The following is a 23,645-nucleotide window of genomic DNA, read 5'->3' as shown; positions in this document are numbered from 1 at the left end:
AAACCCTGTGGGAGCGGGCTTGCCCGCGATGGCGATCTGGCAGGCGACTATGTTTAAAGATCTGCCAAAACATCAGAACCTTCCCACGAAATTTTCAGGTTGTCTGTCGGAAGCGCGATCTCTAGGCTTTTGGATGTCGCTGCAAAAAGCAGCGACCGGGTTTCGCAGCCCGGTTAAACTTCAGACGCACAGCGTCCACCATCCGAAAGCGGGCGCTTTTTTATGCCTGTGTTATGGCGGCTGTGCGCGGGAGATCTTCGGATCTGCCGGGTTCCTGAAGTCCCGGTCTGCGAACCTGCGTACAGCTGCCACCTTATGTTCGTTTCGCAGCGAACGGTGACAGCTCCACTACTTCAGGAGCTACACAATGATTAAAGACAGCCCAAATCCTCCAGACACGGAAGCAGAACTGGAAATAGAAACCGACCCGGTTTCCCCTTACGCCTTTCTCGATTCCAAAAAACTCCACGACGCGGCAATTCGCGCTCTTGATCACTATTTGGCGCCACCACCCGAAAAAAAGGCTAAAGCCGACCGTCGTCCCAGCTCGGTTTTCGTCATCGCACCCAACGTCGATTCCGAAACCCTTTTGGCTCACGCCTGCGAAACCCTCGCTTCGGCAAATGTGATGGCCAGTGAGTTAGCCTTCGGTCTGAACGGACCGACATGCAATCTTATGTTGGCGGTTCAACAGATGATTTCGCTGGCGGAGTTATCGGTAAATCGCGTTCTGGATCAGGTTGATCCTCACCAGTAGCACAAACGGAAAAAGCCCACTGATCTGTAAAGATCAGTGGGCTTTTTTGCGAGTTTCAATTGCCTGGAATTAAAGCGTACCGAAGACTTTCTTCGCCAAACTCGTCGCCGCAGCCGCAGGATTCTGGCGAATGGTTTCTTCCTGTTTGCCAATCATCTCGAACAAGCCGTTCAACGCCTGCTCGGTCACGTAGCTTTCGATGTTGGCGTTCTTGGCATCCAGCACACCCATCGTCGCCGCTTGACCCGCGAAGGTGTTGTATTGCTTGGCCAGGCCGACCTGGTCGGTGGCTTGTTTGACGATAGGCAGGAACTTGACGCGAATTTGTTCGCGGCTGGTTTTGCTCAGGTACTGGGTGGCCGAATCGTTGCCGCCGCTGAGAATCCCTTTGGCGTCCTCGACGCTCATCTTCTTCACGGCGTCCACCAGAATCGGTTGGGCCTGGGTCACGGCGGTTTCGGCCGCTTTGTTCATGCTGGTTTCCAGCTGAGTGACCTGGTCGCCCATGCCGAACTGTTTCATTTTGCTGGCGACTTTGCTCAGTTTGCCCGGCAGTTCGATTTTCACGTCCGGGTTGTTGCTGAAGCCGCCCGGTGTGCCGAGTTGTTTGACGGCCAGTTGCGCACCTTGGGTCAGGGCGTCTTTGAGGCCGCCGGTAGCGTCCTTTTGCGACAGGTCATTGAGCGACAGCGCCAGTGCGCTGGCGGAGATCATCAAGCCTGCGCAGAGGCCGGCGAAGCGAAGGGTAGGGCGGAGCATGGCGGCTTCCTTGTTCAAAAAAGAGAAATTAGCGAACGGCGTCGACGCGGATTTTCAGTGGTTGCGGATCGCGGCCATCAAGCTGTACGGCATGGTGTTCGGTGGTGATGAACATCAGTTTGCCGTCGACTTCGATGCGCGCGCTGACCGAATAGCGATGGCCGGGTTTGACCTGGGCCGGATCGTAACTCAGATGAAACGGCAGCGGCACCTGGCCTTTGACCGGGCCTTGCTGCTCGTCGAGGATAACGGCGGGCGCATCCGCAAGGGACACGTCCTGCAGGCTGACGCTCAAGGTGGCGCTCGGCGGCAGGGCGATGCGTTGCAGGTAGAAGACTTCGCCATCGAGGCTGGTTTTTACGGCAGGTTGCAGGGTTTGGCAGGCACTGAGCAAAGCGGCCAGTCCCAGAAGCGAGCGTTTTTTCATGAATTGAATCCTTGTCCCTGGCGCCCGAAGAAGACCGGCGCCAACGACAATTTAACGGATTTTTTCAGTGCAGGGCTTAGAAGTTACCGTCTGGTTTGGTACGAACGTTGCGGACAATAACGTCCTCAGGACGCAGGTGATCGACACCCAACTGCACTGCGTGATCTTTGGTGGTCGCGAAGATCACTTGTTCGGTGGTTTCGATCCGTGCACGGATTGCATAGCGGTGGTCAGGCAGGACATCGGCCATCTTGTACAGCAAGGTAAAGTCCAAACCGGTTGTTTCTGCGTGAGGGATGACTTGCCGGGCGAGTTCTTTGGCGGGGGCCTCTGCGCAGGTGACATCCAACAGATTGACGTGAAGTGTCGAGTTGGTTGGTAACTCAACTCTCAGTAGATAGTGCACGGTGCCGCTGATGCTCTTTTCGTAGTCGTTGCTCACTTTGATTTCCTTATCAAATGCATCGTCGGAAATGACGAGTCGTCAGCATATCGCCGAGAGCAACGAACTCTATGTAGGGCATTTCCTGACTTGCTGAGCGAATAGGCAGCGAGATAACGAAACGACGAAGATAAATAGGTTGAGCGTCTTTCAAGCCATGCTGAAGGGTTTCAATACAACGGATCCCGGATATACCGCTATTGAATTCTGGTATTCGTTTTCAGTGGCGGTCAGGGTATAGCGCTTGCCGGGAACAACAGTGGCTGGATCGTATTCCAGATAAAACGCCTCTGCCATTTTTTCGCTGACATGGATTTGGGTGACGAGTGCCTGCGTGTCGTCGTGCTCGTGGGCGGCAAGGGTGACGGCATGTTCGGGTTCGACCGCTCGGGGCGCTTGCGCCTGGATGTAGAGACGGCCAATCGGGCTCAGATGCAGGGTCTGTCGGTGCGGTGCGCGATGGACGATCACGACGTAGTCCAGATCAATCAGCAAAGGAACGCCGTTATGGGTCATGTTGATCGTCACGAGGTATTTGACGCTGACATCGGAATAGTTGTGTGCAAACGAAAAGTTCCAGCGTCCGCTGCGCAGTATCGGTTCCCGGAATTGCACTACGTTGAGCGGGATGGAAGTGTTGGCAGTTTGAACGCTTATGTAAGTTTCACCTTCGCCATCGCTAGGGGGTGAAAAGTCTTCAGGCAAACTAAATGTCAAGGTGATGTAGGGGGTGGTGTTATTTGATTGGCTCATCGCGATATCCGTATCGGAATTAAATGGGCCTCTATTAATCCATGACTGACAGATTATAAGAACATCCTTGTTCCTATAGTCATTATCAGGAAGTTACAGCCGACTCCAACTAAGCCTGGTCCGCCGCATCTTCACTTCGATGCAACGCCACCTGACGGATCGACAACCGAATCTCCGCCGGCAACACCCGTTTGGCCGCGCCTTCTGCCAACTCACCCAACAGTTCGTGATAACTAAGCTTGCCCGCTTCGTCACGCTTGAGCACGTCGAGATCCAGCATAGTCTGGATGAAGTGCCGGAACAGGCTCTTGTCGAAGAACTCCGGGGCATTCAGCCCGTGCAGGATCGACAGGCGCTGGGCCATGACGGTGCACAGGTCTTCCAGTTCTTCGGCGCTGATGCTGTTTTGGCCGCTGTTGAGCAGCAGGGACACGGTCATGTAGAAGCGTTGCAGTGTCTGGGCGATGCTCTTCGACAACAACGTCAGCAACACAAAATGCCGCGAACTCGGCGCCGGGCGCAGGTAGACGTCGTTCTCGAAACGCAGCAGACCTTGCTCGACGAACGCTTCGAGCCATTGATCGATCACGCCATCCAGTTCGTCCAGCGTCCAGCGAATGAACAGTTCCGATTGCAGGTACGGATACAGCGCGCGGGTGTAGCGCAGGACCTGTTCGCGACTCATGCGTGACGCGCTCTGGAAGAAACTCGCGAGCAAGGCGGGCAGGGCGAAGATGTGCAGCACGTTGTTGCGGTAGTAGGTCATCAGGACCGCGTTCTGCTCGTCCAGATACAGAATCTTGCCCAGCGCATCGCTCTGTTCGGACAGCAGATCCATGTCCTTCACATGAGCGATCAGCGCCCGGCCGTCACCTTCGGGCAGCGTGGTGTGCGGTGAGTATGGAACCTTGCGCAACAGCGCCAGATACAAATCCAGCACCCGCGCCATGGCGCGATCATCCAGCGCCAGGCGGGAGGTGGACAGCAGCGCCAGGGCCACCAGGTTCACCGGGTTGATCGCCGCCGCTTCGTTCAGATGCTGCGCGACTTTCTCGCCGAGGCGGTTAGTGGTTTCGTTGAGCCAGGCCGGTTTGAACTGCGGGCCGAGTTCCTGTTTACGCCAGTCGGGTTGTTCGCTGTCGAGGAATTCCGCCAGTTTGATCGGCTCGCCAAAGTTCACCGCCACTTGGCCAAAACGCTGCTTGAGCGCACCGATGACTTTGAAGATGTCGAAAATCGATTCTTTCTTCTTGCTCGCGCCACGCAGTTCGCCCAAGTAGGTCCGGCCTTCCAGCACGCGTTCATAACCGATGTAGACCGGGATGAACACGATCGGCATCCGCGACGAGCGCAAGAAGCTGCGCAGGGTAATCGCCAGCATGCCGGTTTTCGGTTGCAACATGCGCCCGGTGCGCGAACGGCCGCCCTCGACGAAGTATTCGACCGGGAAACCTTTGGTAAACAGCGTGTGCAGGTATTCGTTGAACACCGAGGTGTAGAGCGGGTTGCCCTTGAAGGTGCGGCGCATGAAGAACGCACCGCCACGACGCAACAGGCTGCCGATCACCGGCATGTTCAGGTTGATCCCGGCGGCGATGTGCGGCGGGGTCAGGCCGTTGCGGAACAGCAAGTAGGACAGCAGCAAGTAGTCGATGTGGCTGCGGTGGCACGGCACGTAGATCACTTCGTGACCTTGGGCGACCTTCTGCACGCCTTCGATGTGGTTGACCTTGATCCCGTCGTAGATCTTGTTCCAGAACCAGCTCAGCACCACTTCCAGGAAGCGGATCGCGGTGTAGGTGTAGTCCGAGGCGATCTCGTTGCCGTAGCGCAGGGCTTGGGCCTTGGCCTTCTCCGGGGAGATGTTTTCGCGCTCGGCTTCATCGAGGATCGCTTGCTTGACCAGCGGCTGATTGAGCAGGCCCTTGACCAGGTTGCGACGGTGCGAAATGTCCGGACCGATCACGGCGGCTTTCAGGTTGCGGAAGTGCACCCGCAGGATCCGCTGGGCCATGCGCACCGTGCGCTCGTGGCCTTTGTTGTGGTCAATCAGCTCGCGCAAATGAATCGGCGCGGAGAACTGCACGCGGGTTTTGCGCCCCAGCACAATGATGCTCAGCAAGCGACGCAGGCGTCCGGTCACGGCCCAGCTGTCGGCGAAGAGCAATTTCCACGGGCTCGATTCGCTGTCGGGTGACTGGCCCCAGAACACGCTGACCGGAATGATCTGTGCGTCTTCGGCGGCGTTCTGGCTCAGGGCACTGACCAGGCGGGTCAGGGTTGGCGGTGCACCGCGTTTGTCCTGGCGGCCGAGCCAGTCGGGCTCCGGCGTCAGATAGAAAAATGCGGCGGGTTCCACCAGGTTGCCCACCGACACAGGCAGCACCGGGCGGGGCAAACCGGCCTTGGTGCATTCGGTGTCGACCACGGCAAGGTCGGTCAGCGAAGGGTTTTGCAGGACGTAGAACACCGGACGACTGCGGTCGAGGTTGAGGGTGAACGACGACTGGTTGATCGTCTCCGAGCGAACCCAGAGATAGAGCAGTCGGCGCAGGGTGCCAAACACAAGACGGCGGAACGGGGAACGGGTCATACGGCTTCTGCGTGAGTGGATAAAACCAAGCAAATGCTTGGGCGGGCGATAGTGTGCCGGATTCGTCGAAAATCGGCAAAAAAGCGCGCAAGTAAACTCCAGTTGAGAGTTTTAGCGTCTGTCATATACTCGGCATGCCCGCACTGGCCAGACAGTGGCACCTCTCAGTGCAAAGCAATGTCCCAGAGGCTTTCCTGCGATAAGCCCGATCAATAATAAGAAAGGAGTATGAACAGATGGCAACACGCGAAACCGGCAATGTGAAGTGGTTCAACGACGCCAAGGGCTACGGCTTCATTCAGCGCGAGGACGGGGTGGACGTGTTCGTGCATTACCGCGCGATTCGCGGCGAGGGGCATCGTTCGCTAGCTGAAGGTCAGCAGGTTGAATACGCCGTGGTGACGGGGGAGAAGGGGTTGCAGGCTGAGGACGTAGTCGGCCTTTAAAGATCGTTCCCACGCTCTGCGTGGGAATGCCTCAACGGACGCTCTGCGTTCGGCTCTGAAAGGGACGCGGAGCGTCCCGGGGCTGCATTCCACGCAGAGCGTGGGAACGATCAGTGTCAGGCGGTTTTCCAGGTGATTTCTTCTTCACCGTCAGCGCTGATGCGCATCCAGCGATCCGCGGTCTCTTCACCTTCTTCTTCAACCCAGCTGCCCGGTGCGCAACGCACTTCGACGTTCAGTGCGGCAAACGCGGCGCGGGCGCAGGCGATGTCGTCTTCCCACGGGGTCTGGTCGCTGTCCAGGAACAGGCTGTTCCATTTGCCGACGGCCTTCGGAAGCCAGGTGACGGGCACGTTGCCGGCCTTGCACTTGTAGGTCTGGCCTTTCTGGGCCCAGTCGGTGCACGGGCCGATAGCGGTGCCGAGCCAGGCCGCGATGGCCTTGTAGTCGACGTCGGCGTCTTTCAGGTAAATCTCGATATCGGGTTGGCGCATGGATGTCCTCACTGCGGTCTTGAAAAATCCATTCGCGGATTTAGCCGGCCTCGAGCCATTGCTCGAAACCAAAAATTATTGAAGTACGAAATAATCGTAGCGCATCGAAACGGTGACCTCGAACGGCTCCGCCTGCTCGATGACCGCCGTCCGGCGTTCGGCACTGGCACGCCAGCCGTGGGGCGTCATGGCCAGCAGGTTCGCCCGGTCCTGACCGCTTTCCAGCGTCAGTCTGAATTCAAGGGTTTCGCTGTGTTGCAACGCCATGCCGTCTGGCACCAGGGCCAGGTGCTTGTCGTCGGTGTATTCACGGACTTCGTCGTACAGCCGCTCGCGCAATTCCATCAGATGGCCGCTGGTCGGCCCGACTTTCATCAAGCCGCCGCCGGGGCTGAGCAGGCGCTTGGCCTCTTCCCAATCCAGCGGACTGAAGACACTGGCGAGAAACTGGCAGCTCCCCGAGGCCAACGGCACCCGGGCCATGCTGGCGATCAACCAGGTCAGCGCAGGGTTGCGTTTGCAGGCGCGTTTGACCGCTTCCCGGGAGATGTCCAGCGCGTAACCGTCAGCATTCGGCAAGGCCTCGGCGATTTGCGCGGTGTAGTAACCCTCGCCACAACCGATGTCCAGCCAGCGCTGGGGTGCGTATTGCGCCGCCAGTTCGGCCAGACGCTTGGCCACCGGCGCGTAATGGCCGGCGTTCAGAAAGTCGCGACGGGCCTCGACCATGGCGAGGTTATCCCCAGGGTCGCGGCTGTTCTTGTGCTGCACCGGCAACAGGTTCAGGTAACCCTGTCGCGCACGGTCGAATCGATGCCCGGCGGGGCAGGCCACGCCGTTGTCCACCGCGTTCAGCGGTTCGCTGCAGATCGGGCAGGCCAGCATCAGGCGAGCAACTTGATCAGGGTCTGGTAGTAGATTTCGGTCAGCACATCGAGGTCGGCAGCCAGTACACGCTCGTTGACCTGGTGGATCGTCGCGTTGACCGGGCCCAGTTCAACCACCTGCGTACCCATGGTCGCAATGAAGCGTCCGTCGGAGGTGCCGCCGCTGGTGGACGCTTTGGTTTCACGACCGGTGATGTCCTTGATGCTCGACGCCACGGCATCCAGCAACGCACCCGGCTCGGTCAGGAACGGCAGGCCAGACAGCGCCCAGTCGATGTGCCAGTCCAGGCCATGCTTGTCGAGGATGTCAGCGACGCGCTTTTGCAGGCCTTCCACGGTCGATTCGGTAGAGAAGCGGAAGTTGAACACCGCCACCAGATCACCCGGAATCACGTTGGTCGCGCCAGTGCCGGAATTCACGTTGGAGATCTGGAAACTGGTCGGCGGGAAGAAATCGTTGCCGTGGTCCCAATGCTCGGCGGCCAGTTCGGCCAGGGCCGGGGCGGCGAGGTGGATCGGGTTCTTCGCCAGGTGCGGATAGGCCACGTGACCCTGCACACCGCGAACCGTCAGCTTGGCGCCGAGGGAACCGCGACGGCCGTTCTTGACCACGTCACCCACCAGGGTGGTGCTCGACGGTTCGCCGACGATGCACCAGTCCAGACGCTCCTTACGAGCGGCAAGGCGTTCAACCACAGCCTTGGTGCCGTGGTGCGCCGGGCCTTCTTCGTCGCTGGTGATCAGGAAAGCGACCTTGCCCTTGTGATCCGGATAGTCGGTGACGAAACGCTCGGCGGCCACGGTCATGGAGGCGAGGCTGCCTTTCATGTCGGCCGCGCCACGGCCACAGAGCATGCCGTGTTCGTCGATCAGCGCGTTGAACGGGTCGATCTGCCAGGCGGACACCGGGCCGGTCGGCACCACGTCGGTGTGGCCGGCGAAGCACAGTACCGGACCGTCGTGTTTGCCGTGGGTCGCCCAGAAGTTATCCACATCTTCGATGCGCATCGGTTCCAGGGTGAAACCGGCATCGCCCAGGCGCTGCATCATCTGCTTCTGGCAATCGGCGTCGACCGGCGTCACGGACGGACGGCGGATCAGGTCGATGGCGAGTTGAAGGGTCGGCGAAAGGTCGGCGTGGGCCGTCATGGAAAACTCCGGAAGCTTTTATTTGTAGGAGCGAGCGATGCGGCGACCCGACTTGCCCGCGAAGAACGATAATGCGGTGTATCTGTTACACCAAGTCGCTTCATTCGCGGGCAAGCCTCGCTCCTACAGGGGATGGGGCAAGGCGCGCAAAATGGCGGTTATCTTAAAGCAAAACGGCGGCCATTGGCCGCCGTTTAGTACATCTGCGCAGATTTAGACTGCCGGTGCAGTTTCGGCCGCAGGTGCCGGTTTCGGCAGCGAAGACAGGAACGCCATGATCAGCGCCGCCAGGTACGGCAGCGACTGCACCAGCAACATGGTCACCCAGAAGCGCATGTCGTTGCTCGGCATGCCGTTCACCAGGTAAATCCCCAGCGCCGCGCCCCACAACAACAGCATGATGAACACTTCTTCGCGCGCCTCCGAAATCGCCACCCAGAAGCCGTGGTTATCGGCGTTCTTCGGAGTGCGGAAAAACGGAATGCTGCTGGTGAAGAAGCCGTACAGCACCGCTTTGGCGATGGTGTGCGACAACGCCAGCCCGGCCAGTGCCGCGCAGAACGCATTCTTGAGGTTGACCCCCACCGCACGGCGGTAGAGGAAGATGATCTTGCCGACCTTGAACACGAACAGTGCCAACGGCGGGATCGCGAAAATCAGCAACGGCGGATCGACCCGCTGGGGCACGATGATCATCGCCGCCGACCACAACAGGGCACCCACGGTGAAGAAGATGTTCATACCATCCGCCACCCATGGCAACCAGCCCGCGAGGAAGTGGTAACGCTGGCCGCGGGTCAACTCGGTGTCCTTGCCGCGCAGCAGGCTGGCGGTGTGCCGCTTGATGATCTGAATCGCACCATAGGCCCAGCGGAACCGCTGTTTCTTGAAGTCGATAAAGGTATCGGGCATCAGGCCTTTGCCGTAGCTGGTGTGGTAATACGCCGCCGACAGACCTTTTTCGAACACGCGCAGACCCAACTCGGCGTCTTCACAGATGCACCAGTCAGCCCAGCCCAGTTCCTCGAGCACCGAGCGACGGGTCATGGTCATGGTGCCGTGCTGAATGATCGCGTCACGGTCGTTTCGGGTGACCATGCCGATGTGAAAGAAACCTTTGTATTCCGCGTAGCAGAGCTTCTTGAAGGTACTTTCGTTCTGGTCGCGGTAATCCTGCGGCGACTGCACCACGGCGATTTTCGGGTCGGCGAAGTGCGGGACCATGTGCTTGAGCCAGTTCGGGTCGACGCAGTAGTCCGAGTCGATCACCGCAATCACTTCGGCATCCTTGGCGGTGTGCGGAATCAGGTAATTCAGCGCGCCGCCCTTGAAGCCGGCCAGCGGCGCGACGTGGAAGAACTTGAAGCGCGGGCCCAGGGTTTCACAATAATCGCGCACCGGTTCCCAGACCGCCGGGTCCTTGGTGTTGTTATCGATGATCAGGACTTCGAAGTCCGGATAGTCGAGGTTGGCCAAGGCGTTGAGGGTCTGTTTGACCATCTCCGGCGGCTCGTTATAGCAAGGGACGTGGATCGAGACTTTTGGTCGGTAGTCCGAATCGCCCACCACCGGCAGGAATTCGCGCCGACGCTTGTGGGTCCAGACCGCTTCGGCCAGTTCATGCGCCTCGGTCAGCAATACGATAAAGACCCCGAGTGCGCCAAGGGCGAGGAGGCCCCCGACCGTCAGGCTGAACCAGGTGCTGTATTGCAAGCTGTAGTCGTAACCGATCCACACCAGTACCGAACCGCAGAGGAAGGCGATAAAGGTCAGGAAAGTACGGCCGCGTTGGCGCAGGGCAGAGCCGTCAATCATCAGCAGGGTCAGGGACAGCAGCGCCAGCACCACCGAACCGACCGCCAGCACGCGCCATTGCGGGATCGCAACGACTGGGCCGTCGAAGTTGAATTTCTGCTGGCGCGCCGCGTTGAAAACACCCCAGTAAGCGCCCACCGAACCTTCGTCGCTGGCCTTCCACGGTTGGTCAAACGCTTCAATCACGAAGTAGTTGAATCCCTGGCGGTTGAGCTTGTTGACCAGCGTGCGCAGGTAAATCGCCTGGTCTGCCGGCGACGCATCGGCGCCACCGCGCATACGGCCGTTACTCGGCCAGCCGACTTCCGACAGCAACAACGGTTTTTTCGGGAACATCTTTTTCAGATCACGGGCACGGTCGAGTACGAACTGCCCGGATTGCTCCATCGGCACATGTTCCCAATACGGCAAGACGTGGGCAGCGATCAGGTCGACGTGCTTGGCCAGGCTCGGGTTTTCTTCCCAGACGTGCCATTGCTCGGACGTCGTTACCGGCACTTTCACTGCCGCGCGAACGCGATCCAGAATAATACTGAGTTCAGCGGCGGTAATTTCCTTACGGAAGATCGCCTCGTTGCCTACAACCACGCGAACCACACTGCGGGAGGTGTTGGCGAGTTCGATGGCGCGCAGGATCTCACGCTCGTTGCGTTCCTCGTCCGGGCTGATCCAGATGCCGAGGGTGACCCGCAGACCGAATTCTTCCGCCAGTTTGGGGATGTCTTGCAGGGAGCCGTCGACCGAGTAAGTACGGATGTTGTCCGTCAGCTTGCTCATGATCTCCAGATCGCGACGCATTTCATCGTCGGTCGGGTATTGCTCTTTCTGTGGGTACTGGCCTTGCTGGAACGGCGAGTACGAGAAGCCGGAGATCTGTTCGGGCCAGTTGGGGGCGGTGACCGGGCGATTGATCAGCGCCCAGAAGCCGGTAAACAAGGCAGCGATGGCAAGCACCACAACCAGGTTGAGTCCAAATTTACGCGATGACATAGCTATTTCAGGTTCCAAAGGCTGTGGAACGAAGGACCGGTCGGCGTTCGCCAAGGGGCGCGCATCCTACACCGGGCATTCCCCGAGCGTATAGCTGACAGGGAAATGCCCTACGTTTGGCAATCCCGTTTCGCATAAGTTCTTACACTTGTCGCGGGAACTTAGATCTTGTTGTCGCACTAGCCCTATAATGCGCGCCGGTTTTTGGGGTTATGGTCATGAGTACAGAAGATCCGCGGTTTGCAGGCATCGCCCGTTTGTATGGCATCGACGGCCTTGAGCGCCTGCGCGCAGCCCATGTGGCGATCGTCGGCGTCGGTGGCGTCGGTTCCTGGGCGGCGGAAGCCATCGCCCGGTGTGGTGTGGGCGAGATTTCGCTGTTTGACCTGGATGACGTCTGCGTCAGCAACGCCAACCGTCAGCTGCATGCGCTGGACAGCACCGTCGGCAAACCCAAGGTCGAGGTGATGGCCGAGCGTTTACGCGGGATCAACCCGGACTGCACGGTGCACGCGGTGGCGGATTTCGTCACTCGCGAGACCATGGCCGAGTACATCACGCCAAACATCGACTGCGTGATCGATTGCATCGACAGCGTGAATGCCAAGGCGGCGCTGATCGCCTGGTGCAAACGCCGCAAGATCCAGATCATCACCACCGGCGGGGCGGGCGGGCAGATCGACCCGACACTGATCCAGGTCTGTGACTTGAACCGGACTTTCAATGATCCGTTGGCGTCCAAAGTGCGCTCGACCCTGCGTCGGGATTATGGCTTCTCGCGCACCGTGACACGCCATTACAGCGTGCCGTGCGTGTTCTCGACCGAACAACTGCGCTACCCGAAACCGGATGGCAGCATTTGTCTGCAGAAGAGTTTTGTCGGCGATGGCGTCAAGCTCGACTGCGCCGGCGGGTTTGGCGCGGTGATGATGGTGACGGCGACGTTCGGCATGGTCGCGGCGACCAAGGCTGTGGACAAGATTGTGGCGGGTGTAAGACGCCCGGCCGACAGGATCAAGCCTGCCTGATACTGATCGTTCCCACGCTCTGCGTGGGAATGCAGCCCGGGACGCTCCGCGTCCCTTCAACAGCCGAACGCGGAGCGTCCGTTGAGGCGTTCCCACGCAGAGCGTGGGAACGATCAGTTACTGAGCCAACTCATTCATCCGCTGTAATACGGCATTGAGGCCATTACTGCGCGACGGAGATAACTGTCTCCTAAGTCCAAGCTGATCAAACCATTCCGGCAAATCCACCTGCCGCAACTCAGCCGCCGACAACCCGTTGACCCGCGCGAGCAGCAACGCCACCAACCCACGGATCAACCGTGCATCGCTGCTTGCCGCAAACTGCCAGTGACCGTCATCGAGCGAACCCACCAACCACACCTGGCTTTCACAGCCATGCACGCGGTTGGCGTCGACTTTATCCACATCTTCCAGCGCAGGCAGACGGTCGCCCCATTGCATCAGCAGCCGCGCCCGCTGTTCCCAGCCAGCAGCATTCTGAAAGGTATCGAGTGCGGTAACGGCATCAGCCGGCAAACTCATCGCAACAACTCCAGCGCCTGATCCAGTGCTTCAAAGAACCGCTCGAGGTCTTCGGAATCGTTGTACAACGCCAACGACACCCGGATCGCCCCGGCCAGTTCAAAGCTTTTGAGCAACGGCATCGCACAGTGATGACCGGCGCGCACGGCGATGCCCTGTTCGGTCAGTAAATGCGCCAGATCGGAGTTATGCACACCCTCGACGACAAAACTGGCCAAGGCCAGTTGCGGCTTGCCCAGCAGCCGAATGCCATTGCGCGCCTCAAGACCCTTCAACAGATAGTCATGCAGCGTCGCTTCATGGGCCGAGACCGCGTCCTGATCGAGTCCCGCGAGGTAATCCAGCGTCGCCCCAAGACCGATCACACTCGATATCGGCGGCGTTCCAGCCTCAAACCCCAGTGGCGCGGGGCGAAAGCGTGCGTTGTGGTAATCGGCATCCAGCACCATTTCGCCGCCGAACTGCCAATGGCGCAGTTGTTTGAGCGCTTCATGGCGACCAAACAGCACGCCCAGACCGTCGGGGCCATAGAGCTTGTGGCTGGAAAATACATAGAAATCGCAACCCAGCGCCTGCACGTCATGGCGACCATGAACCACGCCTTGCGCGCCATCGACCACGGTCAACGCGTCGTGCGCCTGGGCCATTGCCAGTAAGGCGGGCAACGGCTGCCAGGCACCGAGCACGTTCGACAGCTGACTGACCGCCAGCAAGCGGGTTCTTGGACCGATCAATTGCGCGGCAGCGTCGAGGTCGATCAAACCGTCAGCGTCCAGCGGCAGGATCACCAGTTTCAAGTCGCGACGCAGTGCCAGTTGCTGCCACGGCAGCAGGTTGGCGTGATGTTCCAGGGCGCTGATGACAATCTCATCGCCCGCAGTGAATACGTGCTCAAGGCCATAGGCCAGGAGGTTCAGCGCGGAGGTCGCGCCGTGGGTAAAGATAATCTGCCCGCACTCGCCGGCATTCAGCCATTGGGCGACTTTGCTGCGGCTGGCCTCGAAGGCCTGGGTGGCATGGGCGCCGGGCAAGTGTTGCGCCCGATGCACGTTGGCCGCGCCGTTGGCGTAGTAATGCGCCAGGGCATCCAGTAGGGCTTGAGGTTTTTGCGTGGTGGCGGCGTTGTCCAGATAGGTCTGGTCTTGCCGTTGCAATGCGGCGATGGCCGGAAAATCGGCGCGCCAGGGAGAGGGAATCATCATGTTATGCGGCCCTGGTCAACATGGGCGGGTGTACGCCTGACCTGATGGTCGGGTCTACGCCGAACCTGTAGGAGCGAAGCTTGCTCGCGAAGCTTTTGGCGGCCTCAAGGGCCCTTTCGCGAGCAAGCTTCGCTCCTACAGGGTAATCCGTTTGGCGCTGCTTAGTTGTGAGCGTGCAGCGCTTCGTTCAGTTCGATCGCCGATTTGTGGGTTTTGCATTCCACGGCACCGGTTTCCGAATTGCGGCGGAACAGAAGGTCAGGTTGACCGGCCAGTTCACGGGCCTTCACGACTTTGACCAGTGCGTTGTTTTCGTCCAGCAGCGCGACTTTGGTACCCGCGGTCACGTACAGGCCCGACTCAACGGTGTTGCGGTCGCCCAACGGAATGCCGATACCGGCGTTCGCGCCGATCAGGCAGCCTTCGCCGACCTTGATCACGATGTTGCCGCCGCCCGACAGGGTGCCCATGGTCGAGCAACCGCCACCCAGGTCCGAACCCTTGCCGACGAAGACGCCAGCGGAAACGCGGCCTTCGATCATGCCCGGGCCTTCGGTGCCGGCGTTGAAGTTGACGAAACCTTCGTGCATCACGGTGGTGCCTTCGCCGACGTAGGCGCCCAGACGAATACGCGCCGCGTCAGCGATACGCACGCCGGCCGGCACCACGTAGTCGGTCATTTTCGGGAACTTGTCTACCGAGAACACTTCCAGCAGCTCGCCGCGCAGACGGGCTTCCAGTTGGTGCTCGGCCAGTTCGGCCAGGTCGATGGCGCCCTGGCTGGTCCAGGCCACGTTCGGCAGCAGCGGGAACACGCCCGCCAGGTTCAGGCCGTGCGGCTTGACCAAACGATGGGACAGCAAATGCAGCTTGAGGTAGGCCTCAGGCGTGGAGGTCAGCTGAGCGTCTTCAGCCAGAAGGGTCGCGACCAGCGGCTTGTGGCTCTCGGCCAGACGGGTCAACAGTGCGGCTTGTGCAGCGTCGACGCCTTTCAACGCTTCAGCCAGTTGCGAAGCCTGAGCGGTGCTGAATGCGATGGCCTGATTGCCTTCGGTGTAGCCAAGAATCGGCGCGATGGCCGCAACCAGTTCGGCCGACGGGTTAAGCAGTGGCTGTGCGTAAAACACTTCCAGCCATGCGCCTTGACGGTTTTGAGTGCCGACACCAAAGGCCAGGCTGAACAGGGTAGTGGACATGTAAATACCTCTAACAAAATTGAACGGGCAGGCTTACTTGAGCGCCGCCGCGTAGATATCTGGCTTGAAGCCAATCAGGGTTCGGTCACCGAGATCGAGCACCGGGCGCTTGATCATCGAGGGTTGTGCGAGCATCAGTTCGATGGCTTTCGCTTGGTCGAGATCGGCTTTGCGTTCGTCGTCGAGCTTGCGAAAGGTCGTGCCTGCACGGTTCAACACCACTTGCCAGCCGTGCTCGTCGCACCATTGGGTCAGGTGTTCACGGTCGATTCCGGCCGTCTTGTAATCATGGAAGTCATAGCTGACAGCGTGTTCATCGAGCCAGGTGCGTGCCTTTTTCATGGTGTCGCAGGCTTTGATGCCGAAAAGGTGCAACGTTTTGCTTGAAACGGTCAAGGAATTGCCCCCTTTGCAGGTGCTGGAAATAAAAGGTGAAGGATTATGCCATGACCCTTGAATTAATACGCAAAACCCTGAGGGAGCGAGCCAGCTCGGCTCGCTCCCTCAGGGGTTCAAGACTGCGTGCGACATCAGCCCGCAGTCTAAGCGACTAATATGGCACTTCAATGCTGTCGATTGCCTGGGAATCGCTGCTGATTGGCAGCAGCGCAATACGCTTGAAAGCGCTGCGGGCGCAGCGCTTTGGAGTTTTGACAGCCTGTGCCGCCAGCCCCCGATCAGCGGTTACCTGCTGCGGAAGGTGTGGGGTGAGCTGGATCTGACTGAGTCGAATCCGGGGCAGGCCAAATAGAGGCCTCCCGATTATCCAGAAACCGGTTTAGAGATTCTTCCAAGGCACATCGTTCGGATCTTCCGGGTAAGTGCGTTTCGCCATTTTTATATCCAGCTCACTCAGTGCGGTATTCTTGCTGACTTCCCAGACACCGTCGGTCAACTCTTTATCAACCTCGTAATGCATGATGGAGTGCTTATCGTATTCGGTGTCGACGATCGCACCCGAATAGGGCGTCAACACGTTTTCATCTACGCGCTGTTTGTCCCATCCGTAATTCTCGAAATAATGTTCGTAAACTTTTTCTCGGTTCCAGGGGATGGTTGCGTCGCGGTGCAAGTGTTCGTGCAGGTAACCAAGTGCGTGCCCCATTTCATGGAGTACGGTTGATTCGAAGTCTTCGTCGCTAGGGGTTGTTTCAAGGTGCATCGTCGCTATATTTTGATCAAACGTCAGGGCGTCGGTACCTATCATTGATTTGTTGTCTCCGCTGACAGTTGTGATTCGGATGTCTGCGTCGCCCTTGGGCACGATTAAAAATTTTAGATTTACATGTTTTATCCAGTGGGTGATTGCCTGGGAGAAGGCTCGTAAAAAGCTTGATGAAACATCTTCAAGAAAACGGATTTTCAGTTCGCGACCAGGCTTCCACAGTTTTTGGTAGTCGCCAATGCCTAATATGGAAATTTCATTGTTTGAGGCATTGTTTGAGGCGTTGCTCGGGTTTTCTGTAATGGCGGCATTGTATGACGCTTGTCGATCTGTAGGCGGAATTATAGAACAGGGTTTTACGTTTTTCATTTTGGTTCTCATTAAGGTGGGGCTTGATTCAGTCGGAGCAAACCTGGGCAAGTTAAATAACGCTCATTGAGTAGAAAATTATTCGTTTTCTGCCGGGTAGGGATAAGCCTTCGCCATGAAGGCCTTGTCTTTTTCGCTGAGATCAAGATTGAGAAAAATCTGGAAGTCGCCTTCGGTCCAGGATTGGCGGATGACGTAGTGCATGATCGACTTTCGGTCGTACTCTGAATAAACGCTTGCGTCGGGGGCTGCGCGATCCAGGTACCACAGGTGCAGTCTTTTTCGCGTCACGCTGGCTTGGTAGCCGTCGTCTTCAGGGTTATCGGTTATTCCATGTTCTGCATAAAAGGCTGACGTGTTCCACGGGATGTTTGCCGTCGGATGGGTCTGCTCATGTTCTGCACCCAGCATATGGCCGAACTCATGCATTACATTGGCTGCAAAATAACGTGCATGGTTGGGTGAGTGCGGCCAGAGCCTCATTGTCGGCTCATCGGTAGACAACAGTGCGTCTGTGCCGACGTCAGACCAGAACGTTCCTTCCTCGCTAAGTATGCGGATGTCGCCTTCTTTACCTTCGACGAATTCGAATTTCAAATTGATATGCGGCAGCCAATTGTTGGCTGCAGAGATGGTAGCTGCCTTGAATTCCGGGGTGCCATTGAGAAAGGCGATGCGAAGCGTGCGGCCGGGAGTCCAGAATTTGGAAGGATTTTTCTTGGCCCACATTATTCTGCAACTCCTGGGAAAACCTGAGTAAGGGTGTGTGCTGTAATTGCAAGGTTGCAGGGAACTTCGAAGTGTTCGATGGGTGTTATAGAAAAAGGTGCTGTGGAATACATGATTTAACTTCCTTGTTTTATTAATGGAGAGTGCAGGTTTTTCTGCGGAAGTAGAATCTAGTGTTGGTAACAGGTTTAGTAAAGTGGGAAGTTTTCGGGGTGTGTTACTTGGTGTTGTTAGAGTCGCCAGGTGTTGCGCTCGATAAGCAATATGGCGTTGTAAGAACGTGGGTGTCTTGTAATAGAGAGGGGGTGGTTGTATTGAGGTAGGGTCAGATATACAAGTTACCGTGCCAGATTGACTGGCACGGCTTTGTGGATTACTGCTGGCGGGTAATAAACGCGCGAATACGTTCGGCGGCTTCCACACACTCCGCCAGTGGCGCAACCAGCGCCATGCGAACTCGGCCTGCACCTGGATTAAAACCGTCAACTTCACGGGACAGATAAGAACCCGGCACCACGGTCACGTGTTCTTCGACAAACAGATCGCGGCAGAACGCCTCGTCGTCGCCTTCAACATTCGGCCACAAGTAAAAACCGCCATCCGGACGCTGCACGTCCATTACCGGGCTGAGGATTTCCAGCACGGCATCGTACTTCTCGCGGTACAGCGCACGGTTGGCGCGGACATGCACTTCGTCATTCCAAGCGGCGACGCTGGCCAGTTGGGTTTGCACCGGCATTGCGCAGCCGTGGTACGTGCGATAGAGCAGGAAGCCCTTGAGGATGTCGGCATCACCGGCGACAAAACCTGAACGCAGGCCCGGCAGGTTGGAGCGCTTGGACAGACTGTGGAACACCACGCAGCGCTTGAAGTCCTTGCGGCCCAGTTCCACGCAAGCACTGAGCAGGCCGGCCGGCGGGGTTTGTTCGTCGAAATACAGCTCGCTGTAGCACTCGTCCGCGGCGATCACGAAGTCGTATTCGTCAGCCAGGGCGATCAGTTTTTTCAGGGTGTCGACCGGAATCAGCGCGCCGGTCGGGTTGCCTGGGGAGCACAGGAACAGGATCTGGCAGCGTTTCCAGATGTCCGTCGAGACAGCGTCGAAATCCGGGTTGAAGCCGTTTTCGTCCAGGCATGGCAGGTAGTGCGGCTTGGCCCCGGCGAGGAACGCCGCGCCTTCGTAGATCTGATAGAACGGGTTCGGGCTGACCACCATTGCGTCTTCGCCACGATTGACCACAGTCTGGGTGAAGGCAAACAGCGCCTCACGAGTTCCATTGACTGGCAATACGTTGCGCGCCGGGTCGAGCCAGCCGTTCGGGACGCTGAAGCGGCGTTCGCACCATGCGGCGATGGCTTCGCGCAGGGCGGGGATGCCGAGAGTGGTCGGGTACACGGCCATCTGATCCAGATTGCTTGCCAGGGCTTCAGCGACAAAGCTTGGGGAGCGGTGCTTCGGCTCGCCGATGGACAGCGCGATGGCGCGCTTGTCCGGGTTTGGCGTGACGCTGCCGAGCAGGGCGCGGAGCTTCTCGAACGGGTAGGGCTGCAACTGGTTCAGAGCGGTGTTCATGAGGGGGCCTCGTTCATAGTGGAAGCAGGCTTTTGTGGGAGCCTGGCTTGCCCGCGATGCAGGCGCCTCGGTGAGTCAGGTGCACCGAGGTGATGCTATCGCAGGCAAGCCAGCTCCCACACAAGCTGCTCCCACAGGGGGAAATGTGTTGATTCAGATGCTAATGCGCGACAGTTTGATATCCGGTTCATGGCTGACGCTCAGCTGTTCAACGATCGCATCTTGCAGACGGGTGCATAGCAGCGGGTCGGACAGCGGCTGGTTGTTCGCGTCGGTGATAAAGAACACGTCTTCCACGCGTTCGCCGAGGGTCGCAATCTTGGCGTTCTGCAGCGACAGGTCGAATTCGAGGAAGATCGTGCCGATTCGCGCCAGCAGGCCCGGGCGATCCGGAGCGCTGAGCTCAAGTACCGTTACCGGACGCTGAGCGTCGTTGTGGATCGTCACTTGGGGCGCAAACGCGAAATGCTTGAGCTGACGCGGCACCCGGCGCTGGATGATGGTCGGGTAGTCGTCCGGGTTGCGCAGGGCTTCAGTCAGGCCGTCGCGGATCTGTTTGACCCGCGCCGGGTTATCGCCGATCGAGTCGCCGTCAGTGTCGAGCACGATATAGGTGTCGAGGGTGAACTGGCTGCTGGAAGTGATGACCCGGGCGTCGTGAATGTTCAGGTTGAGCTGGTCCATCGCGGCCACGGTCACGGCGAAGAAGTCATGCTGGTCCGGGGCGTAAATGAAGATCTGCGTGCCGCCTTCGAACTCGCGTTGGGTAGTTTCCTTGATCAGCACCAGCGGCCCGCCATCGGCCGGTTGCTGGAGGATCGCGTCACTGTGCCAGGCCACGTCGCCAGCGGTGTGGCGCAAGAAATAGTCATCGCCCAATTGCGACCACAGCTGTTCGACATCGTCCGGGTCGGTACCACCTCGCACCAGAATGTCCAGAGCGGCGCTCTGGGTCTGACGGATTTGCATTTCGCGGTCCACCGGGTTTTCCAGGCCGCGGCGCAAGGCGCGCTTGGTCTCGGTGTAGAGCTGGCGCAAGAGGCTGGCGCGCCAGGAGTTCCACAGAGTCGGGTTGGTGGCGTTGATGTCGGCGACGGTCAGCACGTACAGATAGTCGAGACGGGTTTCGTCGGCGACGGCTTGTGCGAAGTCGTGGATCACCTGCGGGTCAGACAAGTCCTTGCGCTGGGCGGTGGTCGACATCACCAGGTGGTTCTGCACCAGCCAGACGATCAGGCGGCTGTCCCACACCGGGAGTTGGTGGCGCTGGCAAAAGGCTTCGGCATCCACCGCACCGATTTCCGAGTGATCGCCATGCCGGCCCTTGCCGATGTCGTGGTACAGGCCAGCCAGGTAAATCAGCTCGGGTTTGGGCAACTTGGCCATGAGCTTGCTGGCCAGCGGGAATTTTTCCGACACCTGGGTGTACTGCAACTTACGCAGGTGCTTGATCAGATTCAGGGTGTGGGCGTCGACCGTATAGATGTGAAACAGGTCGTGCTGCATCTGCCCGACAATGAAGCCGAACTCCGGCAGATAACGCCCGAGGATGCCGTAACGGTTCATGCGGCGCAGGTTGCGGTGGATGCCGATCTTGCACTTGAACAGTTCGATGAACAGGCTGGTATTGCGAATGTCGTTGCGGAAATCGTCGTCGATCAGGTGACGGTGCTCGCGCAGCAGACGAATGGTATCGGCGCGCACGCCTTTGATTTCCGGTTGCTGGGCCATCAGCACGAAGATCTCGAGCATGGCGAACGGCGTGCGACGGAACACGTTGTCGTTGCGCGCTTCGATGTAGCCATCGTGCAGCTGGAACCGCGAGTTGATCGGCTGCGGTGGCGCTTCGTCTTCCGGGGCGAGGATGACTTCCTCGAAGTGCTGGATGATCAGGTCGCTGAGCTGGGCAATGCTCATGACCACCCGGTAATACTGCTGCATGAAGTTTTCGATGGCTTGCTTGGCATCATCGCCCTCGAAACCCAGCAGCCCGGCAATCGAGCGCTGGTGGTCGAACAGCAAGCGATCTTCGGAGCGACCGGCGAGCATGTGCAGCGCGTACCGGACCTTCCACAAAAACTCCTGGGACGAGGCGAGCAGGGCGTTTTCGCTTTCGACCAGAAAGCCTTCGCCGGCCAGGGCGCGCAGGTTCAGGGTGCCGTATTCGCGACGGGCCACCCACAGAATCGTCTGAATGTCCCGCAGGCCGCCGGGCGAACCTTTGACGTTGGGTTCCAGGTTGTATTCGGTGTCGTTGTATTTGTGGTGACGGGCCTTTTGCTCGGCACGCTTGGCCAGGAAGAAGTCCTTGCTCGGCCACATGTGCGCGGTGCTGGTGACGTCGAGCATGCGCTGGCGCAAACGCTCGGGGCCGCAGATGGTGCGGCTTTCCATCAGGTTGGTGACAACCGTCAGGTCGGCGCGGGCCTCAATGGCGCATTCGTCCACCGAGCGAACGCTCTGGCCGACTTCCAGGCCGATGTCCCACAACAGCGTCAGAAAACGCTCGATGGAATCGCGGAAAACTTCGTGATCGGCACTATCCAGCAGGATAAGCAGGTCGATGTCGGAATAAGGGTGCAACTCGCCGCGACCGTAGCCGCCGACCGCGACCAGCGCGATGTCGGCGTCTTCGCTCCAGTTGAATTGCTCCCAGGCCTTTTGCAGGATGTTATCGACGAACCAGGCGCGATCCTCTATTAGCCGGCGAATGTCCCGGCCGCTGCGAAAGCGCCCGTCGAGCACCTCGCGGGCCTGGCGGATCGCCTTCTTGAAGGCCGCGATCGGGCTTGCCTTCAGGGCCAGTTCAGCCTGGAACTGGCCGCGGTCGAAGAGTTCGGGATCCACCTGCGGCATCGATTGCTTTCCTGTCTATAAGGCTTTTGGACGGTGCGGGTCGGATCAGGCCGAAACGCGCGGGATGGTGTCATCGGCGCGCAAGGTGAAGATCTCGTAACCGGTCTCGGTCACCAGCAGGGTGTGTTCCCACTGGGCCGACAACTTGCGGTCCTTGGTGATCGCGGTCCAGCCGTCGCCCAATACCTTGGTGTCGGCCTTGCCCTGGTTGATCATCGGCTCGATGGTGAACGTCATGCCCGCTTTCAGCTCCATGCCGGTGCCGGCGCGACCGTAATGCAGGATTTGCGGCTCTTCGTGAAACACCTTGCCGATGCCATGACCGCAGAACTCGCGAACCACCGAGAAACCGTTCTTTTCAGCGTGTTTCTGGATGATTTCACCGATGTCGCCTAGGCGGCAGCCGGGTTTGACGATTTCGATGGCCTTGTACATGCATTCCTGAGTCACTTGCGACAGGCGCTCGGCCCAGACCGGCACGCTGCCGACGTGGAACATGCGGCTGGTGTCGCCGTGGAAACCGTCCTTGATGACGGTGACATCGATGTTCAGGGTGTCGCCATCCTTCAGCGGCTTCTCGTTCGGGATGCCGTGGCAGACCACGTGGTTGATCGAGGTGCAGATCGACTTCGGGTAGCCTTTGTAGTTGAGTGGGGCAGGGATGGCTTTCTGCTCGTTGACGATGTAGTCGTGGCAGATGCGGTCCAGTTCTTCGGTGGTGATACCCGGCTTGACATGTTCGGCAATCATTTCCAGCACATCGGCGGCCAGTTTGCCGGCGACACGCATCTTTGCGATGTCCTCGGGGGTTTTGAGGGTGACGGTCATACAGGCTCTCTCTGCGCTCGATGGCGCTTGCTAAAACGAAATGGGCATTGCGCGATCGATCTTCGCGGCCCTGAAAAACGCGATTCTAACAGACGATCAGCGCAAATCTGAGCCTCTGTGCATCGCTTCTCTCTATAGATTGGCGCATTCCTGGGCGATTCCAAGTGCGCGGTTGAAGTCGCGCATCAGGAATTGATAATCCGGGTTCCGTTTTTTGCAGCCCTGTGATATAAAATGCGCCGCTTTCCGGGGATACCCCGAAAGGCTTAAATCCACACACGTGTCGACACGATGACCTGGGTGCCTTCAGCTGATGCTGCTGGTTGGTCATTGGGATACGTGGAGGCCAAACCCGACTTATTAAGGAACTATCATGTCCCAAGTCAACATGCGCGATATGCTGAAGGCCGGTGTGCACTTCGGTCACCAGACCCGTTACTGGAACCCGAAAATGTGTAAGTACATTTTCGGCGCGCGTAACAAGATCCACATTATCAACCTTGAAAAAACCCTGCCAATGTTCAACGAAGCTCTGACTTTCGTAGAGCGTCTGGCCCAGGGCAAAAACAAGATTCTGTTCGTCGGCACCAAGCGATCAGCTGGAAAGATAGTTGCTGAAGAAGCAGCACGATGCGGTTCGCCGAACGTCGATCACAGCTGGTTGG

22 protein-coding genes are annotated in these 23,645 nt (G+C 58.6%); 4 read left to right on the top strand and 18 right to left on the bottom strand.

Annotated elements, in window-relative coordinates:
- The first annotated feature begins 367 nt into the window (after window positions 1-367).
- Window positions 368-757, top strand: coding sequence for a DUF6124 family protein (locus ACIQV9_RS20410; protein WP_403104976.1), 390 nt, complete (start codon window positions 368-370; stop codon window positions 755-757).
- 69 nt (window positions 758-826) lie between these two features.
- Here ACIQV9_RS20410 and ACIQV9_RS20405 read toward each other — a convergent pair whose 3' ends face one another.
- The 5 genes from ACIQV9_RS20405 to plsB form a co-directional block, all read right to left on the bottom strand.
- The gene (locus tag ACIQV9_RS20405; RefSeq protein WP_403104973.1) at window positions 827-1,516 is read right to left on the bottom strand and encodes a DUF4197 domain-containing protein; all 690 of its coding nucleotides are present in this window, start codon (window positions 1,514-1,516) and stop codon (window positions 827-829) included.
- 28 nt (window positions 1,517-1,544) lie between these two features.
- A complete protein-coding gene (locus tag ACIQV9_RS20400; protein ID WP_403104970.1) occupies window positions 1,545-1,943 on the bottom strand; it encodes a YbaY family lipoprotein in 399 nt (132 codons plus the stop codon).
- A gap of 76 nt (window positions 1,944-2,019) precedes the next feature.
- Entirely contained in the window at window positions 2,020-2,385 is a 366-nt protein-coding gene (locus ACIQV9_RS20395; RefSeq protein ID WP_403104968.1) for a YbaY family lipoprotein, read from the bottom strand.
- A gap of 150 nt (window positions 2,386-2,535) precedes the next feature.
- Entirely contained in the window at window positions 2,536-3,138 is a 603-nt protein-coding gene (locus ACIQV9_RS20390) for a hypothetical protein (protein ID WP_403104965.1), read from the bottom strand.
- Window positions 3,139-3,247: 109 nt separating this feature from the next.
- A complete protein-coding gene (gene plsB, locus ACIQV9_RS20385) occupies window positions 3,248-5,731 on the bottom strand; it encodes a glycerol-3-phosphate 1-O-acyltransferase PlsB (RefSeq protein WP_403104962.1) in 2,484 nt (827 codons plus the stop codon).
- A 236-nt stretch (window positions 5,732-5,967) separates the two neighbouring features.
- Between plsB and ACIQV9_RS20380 the strand changes: the two genes are divergently transcribed.
- Window positions 5,968-6,177 carry a cold-shock protein gene (locus tag ACIQV9_RS20380; protein ID WP_010462862.1) on the top strand — a complete coding sequence of 70 codons (210 nt, stop codon included), beginning with the start codon at window positions 5,968-5,970 and terminating at the stop codon, window positions 6,175-6,177.
- Between the two features lie 116 nt (window positions 6,178-6,293).
- Here ACIQV9_RS20380 and ACIQV9_RS20375 read toward each other — a convergent pair whose 3' ends face one another.
- The 4 genes from ACIQV9_RS20375 to ACIQV9_RS20360 all read right to left on the bottom strand — a co-directional run bounded on the left by ACIQV9_RS20375 (window position 6,294) and on the right by ACIQV9_RS20360 (window position 11,512).
- On the bottom strand, window positions 6,294-6,671 hold the full coding sequence (locus ACIQV9_RS20375; protein WP_403104958.1) for a hypothetical protein: 378 nt from the start codon (window positions 6,669-6,671) through the stop codon (window positions 6,294-6,296).
- A gap of 75 nt (window positions 6,672-6,746) precedes the next feature.
- Window positions 6,747-7,556, bottom strand: coding sequence for a putative RNA methyltransferase (locus ACIQV9_RS20370; protein ID WP_403104956.1), 810 nt, complete (start codon window positions 7,554-7,556; stop codon window positions 6,747-6,749).
- Window positions 7,556-8,707: a succinyl-diaminopimelate desuccinylase gene (gene dapE, locus ACIQV9_RS20365; RefSeq protein WP_403104954.1), complete on the bottom strand. Its 1,152-nt coding sequence runs from the start codon at window positions 8,705-8,707 to the stop codon at window positions 7,556-7,558. The genes ACIQV9_RS20370 and dapE overlap by 1 nt, the downstream gene beginning before the upstream one ends.
- 213 nt (window positions 8,708-8,920) lie before the next feature.
- Window positions 8,921-11,512 carry a glycosyltransferase gene (locus ACIQV9_RS20360; protein ID WP_403104951.1) on the bottom strand — a complete coding sequence of 864 codons (2,592 nt, stop codon included), beginning with the start codon at window positions 11,510-11,512 and terminating at the stop codon, window positions 8,921-8,923.
- A gap of 218 nt (window positions 11,513-11,730) precedes the next feature.
- Between ACIQV9_RS20360 and tcdA the strand changes: the two genes are divergently transcribed.
- The gene (tcdA, locus tag ACIQV9_RS20355; RefSeq protein WP_403104948.1) at window positions 11,731-12,540 is read left to right on the top strand and encodes a tRNA cyclic N6-threonylcarbamoyladenosine(37) synthase TcdA; all 810 of its coding nucleotides are present in this window, start codon (window positions 11,731-11,733) and stop codon (window positions 12,538-12,540) included.
- 117 nt (window positions 12,541-12,657) lie between these two features.
- Here the strand turns inward: tcdA and ACIQV9_RS20350 are convergent, their stop codons facing one another.
- The 9 genes from ACIQV9_RS20350 to map form a co-directional block, all read right to left on the bottom strand.
- Window positions 12,658-13,062 (bottom strand): SufE family protein, encoded by a 405-nt coding sequence (locus ACIQV9_RS20350; RefSeq protein WP_403104945.1) that lies wholly within the window; start codon window positions 13,060-13,062, stop codon window positions 12,658-12,660.
- The gene (locus tag ACIQV9_RS20345; RefSeq protein WP_403104943.1) at window positions 13,059-14,264 is read right to left on the bottom strand and encodes an aminotransferase class V-fold PLP-dependent enzyme; all 1,206 of its coding nucleotides are present in this window, start codon (window positions 14,262-14,264) and stop codon (window positions 13,059-13,061) included. Before ACIQV9_RS20345 ends, ACIQV9_RS20350 begins: the two co-directional genes overlap by 4 nt.
- Window positions 14,265-14,425: 161 nt before the next feature.
- A complete protein-coding gene (gene dapD / locus ACIQV9_RS20340) occupies window positions 14,426-15,460 on the bottom strand; it encodes a 2,3,4,5-tetrahydropyridine-2,6-dicarboxylate N-succinyltransferase (RefSeq protein WP_403104940.1) in 1,035 nt (344 codons plus the stop codon).
- 33 nt (window positions 15,461-15,493) lie between these two features.
- Window positions 15,494-15,856 (bottom strand): ArsC family reductase, encoded by a 363-nt coding sequence (locus ACIQV9_RS20335; RefSeq protein ID WP_010462846.1) that lies wholly within the window; start codon window positions 15,854-15,856, stop codon window positions 15,494-15,496.
- Between the two features lie 382 nt (window positions 15,857-16,238).
- Entirely contained in the window at window positions 16,239-16,994 is a 756-nt protein-coding gene (locus ACIQV9_RS20330; protein WP_403104936.1) for a M12 family metallopeptidase, read from the bottom strand.
- 78 nt (window positions 16,995-17,072) lie between these two features.
- Window positions 17,073-17,723 carry a hypothetical protein gene (locus tag ACIQV9_RS20325; RefSeq protein ID WP_403104933.1) on the bottom strand — a complete coding sequence of 217 codons (651 nt, stop codon included), beginning with the start codon at window positions 17,721-17,723 and terminating at the stop codon, window positions 17,073-17,075.
- Between the two features lie 373 nt (window positions 17,724-18,096).
- Window positions 18,097-19,296, bottom strand: coding sequence for a succinyldiaminopimelate transaminase (gene dapC / locus ACIQV9_RS20320; protein ID WP_403104931.1), 1,200 nt, complete (start codon window positions 19,294-19,296; stop codon window positions 18,097-18,099).
- A gap of 153 nt (window positions 19,297-19,449) precedes the next feature.
- Window positions 19,450-22,152, bottom strand: a complete 2,703-nt coding sequence (locus ACIQV9_RS20315) for a [protein-PII] uridylyltransferase (protein ID WP_403104928.1) — start codon at window positions 22,150-22,152, stop codon at window positions 19,450-19,452.
- 45 nt (window positions 22,153-22,197) lie between these two features.
- Window positions 22,198-22,980 carry a type I methionyl aminopeptidase gene (gene map, locus ACIQV9_RS20310; protein WP_010462836.1) on the bottom strand — a complete coding sequence of 261 codons (783 nt, stop codon included), beginning with the start codon at window positions 22,978-22,980 and terminating at the stop codon, window positions 22,198-22,200.
- Window positions 22,981-23,353: 373 nt separating this feature from the next.
- Between map and rpsB the strand changes: the two genes are divergently transcribed.
- The coding region (gene rpsB / locus ACIQV9_RS20305; RefSeq protein WP_403104924.1) for a 30S ribosomal protein S2 at window positions 23,354-23,645 on the top strand (292 nt) is incomplete at its 3' end.

The sequence above is a fragment of the Pseudomonas sp. NPDC099000 genome (genome assembly GCF_044759925.1).
Taxonomy (GTDB): domain Bacteria; phylum Pseudomonadota; class Gammaproteobacteria; order Pseudomonadales; family Pseudomonadaceae; genus Aquipseudomonas.
The sequence above is the reverse complement of the archived record's forward strand: the minus strand, read 5'-3'. Positions and strand labels throughout refer to the sequence as shown.

Excerpts from the sequence above, each read along its gene's own strand:
- ACIQV9_RS20390 (WP_403104965.1), bottom strand. The coding sequence starts at position 3,138 with ATGAGCCAATCAAATAACACCACCCCCTACATCACCTTGACATTTAGT.
- ACIQV9_RS20370 (WP_403104956.1), bottom strand. The coding sequence starts at position 7,556 with ATGCTGGCCTGCCCGATCTGCAGCGAACCGCTGAACGCGGTGGACAAC.
- map (WP_010462836.1), bottom strand. The coding sequence starts at position 22,980 with ATGACCGTCACCCTCAAAACCCCCGAGGACATCGCAAAGATGCGTGTC.
- dapD (WP_403104940.1), bottom strand. The coding sequence starts at position 15,460 with ATGTCCACTACCCTGTTCAGCCTGGCCTTTGGTGTCGGCACTCAAAAC.
- ACIQV9_RS20345 (WP_403104943.1), bottom strand. The coding sequence starts at position 14,264 with ATGATGATTCCCTCTCCCTGGCGCGCCGATTTTCCGGCCATCGCCGCA.
- plsB (WP_403104962.1), bottom strand. The coding sequence starts at position 5,731 with ATGACCCGTTCCCCGTTCCGCCGTCTTGTGTTTGGCACCCTGCGCCGA.
- ACIQV9_RS20360 (WP_403104951.1), bottom strand. The coding sequence starts at position 11,512 with ATGTCATCGCGTAAATTTGGACTCAACCTGGTTGTGGTGCTTGCCATC.
- tcdA (WP_403104948.1), top strand. The coding sequence starts at position 11,731 with ATGAGTACAGAAGATCCGCGGTTTGCAGGCATCGCCCGTTTGTATGGC.
- ACIQV9_RS20325 (WP_403104933.1), bottom strand. The coding sequence starts at position 17,723 with ATGTGGGCCAAGAAAAATCCTTCCAAATTCTGGACTCCCGGCCGCACG.
- dapE (WP_403104954.1), bottom strand. The coding sequence starts at position 8,707 with ATGACGGCCCACGCCGACCTTTCGCCGACCCTTCAACTCGCCATCGAC.
- dapC (WP_403104931.1), bottom strand. The coding sequence starts at position 19,296 with ATGAACACCGCTCTGAACCAGTTGCAGCCCTACCCGTTCGAGAAGCTC.
- ACIQV9_RS20405 (WP_403104973.1), bottom strand. The coding sequence starts at position 1,516 with ATGCTCCGCCCTACCCTTCGCTTCGCCGGCCTCTGCGCAGGCTTGATG.
- ACIQV9_RS20400 (WP_403104970.1), bottom strand. The coding sequence starts at position 1,943 with ATGAAAAAACGCTCGCTTCTGGGACTGGCCGCTTTGCTCAGTGCCTGC.
- ACIQV9_RS20350 (WP_403104945.1), bottom strand. The coding sequence starts at position 13,062 with ATGAGTTTGCCGGCTGATGCCGTTACCGCACTCGATACCTTTCAGAAT.
- ACIQV9_RS20315 (WP_403104928.1), bottom strand. The coding sequence starts at position 22,152 with ATGCCGCAGGTGGATCCCGAACTCTTCGACCGCGGCCAGTTCCAGGCT.
- ACIQV9_RS20375 (WP_403104958.1), bottom strand. The coding sequence starts at position 6,671 with ATGCGCCAACCCGATATCGAGATTTACCTGAAAGACGCCGACGTCGAC.
- ACIQV9_RS20410 (WP_403104976.1), top strand. The coding sequence starts at position 368 with ATGATTAAAGACAGCCCAAATCCTCCAGACACGGAAGCAGAACTGGAA.
- ACIQV9_RS20380 (WP_010462862.1), top strand. The coding sequence starts at position 5,968 with ATGGCAACACGCGAAACCGGCAATGTGAAGTGGTTCAACGACGCCAAG.
- ACIQV9_RS20330 (WP_403104936.1), bottom strand. The coding sequence starts at position 16,994 with ATGAAAAACGTAAAACCCTGTTCTATAATTCCGCCTACAGATCGACAA.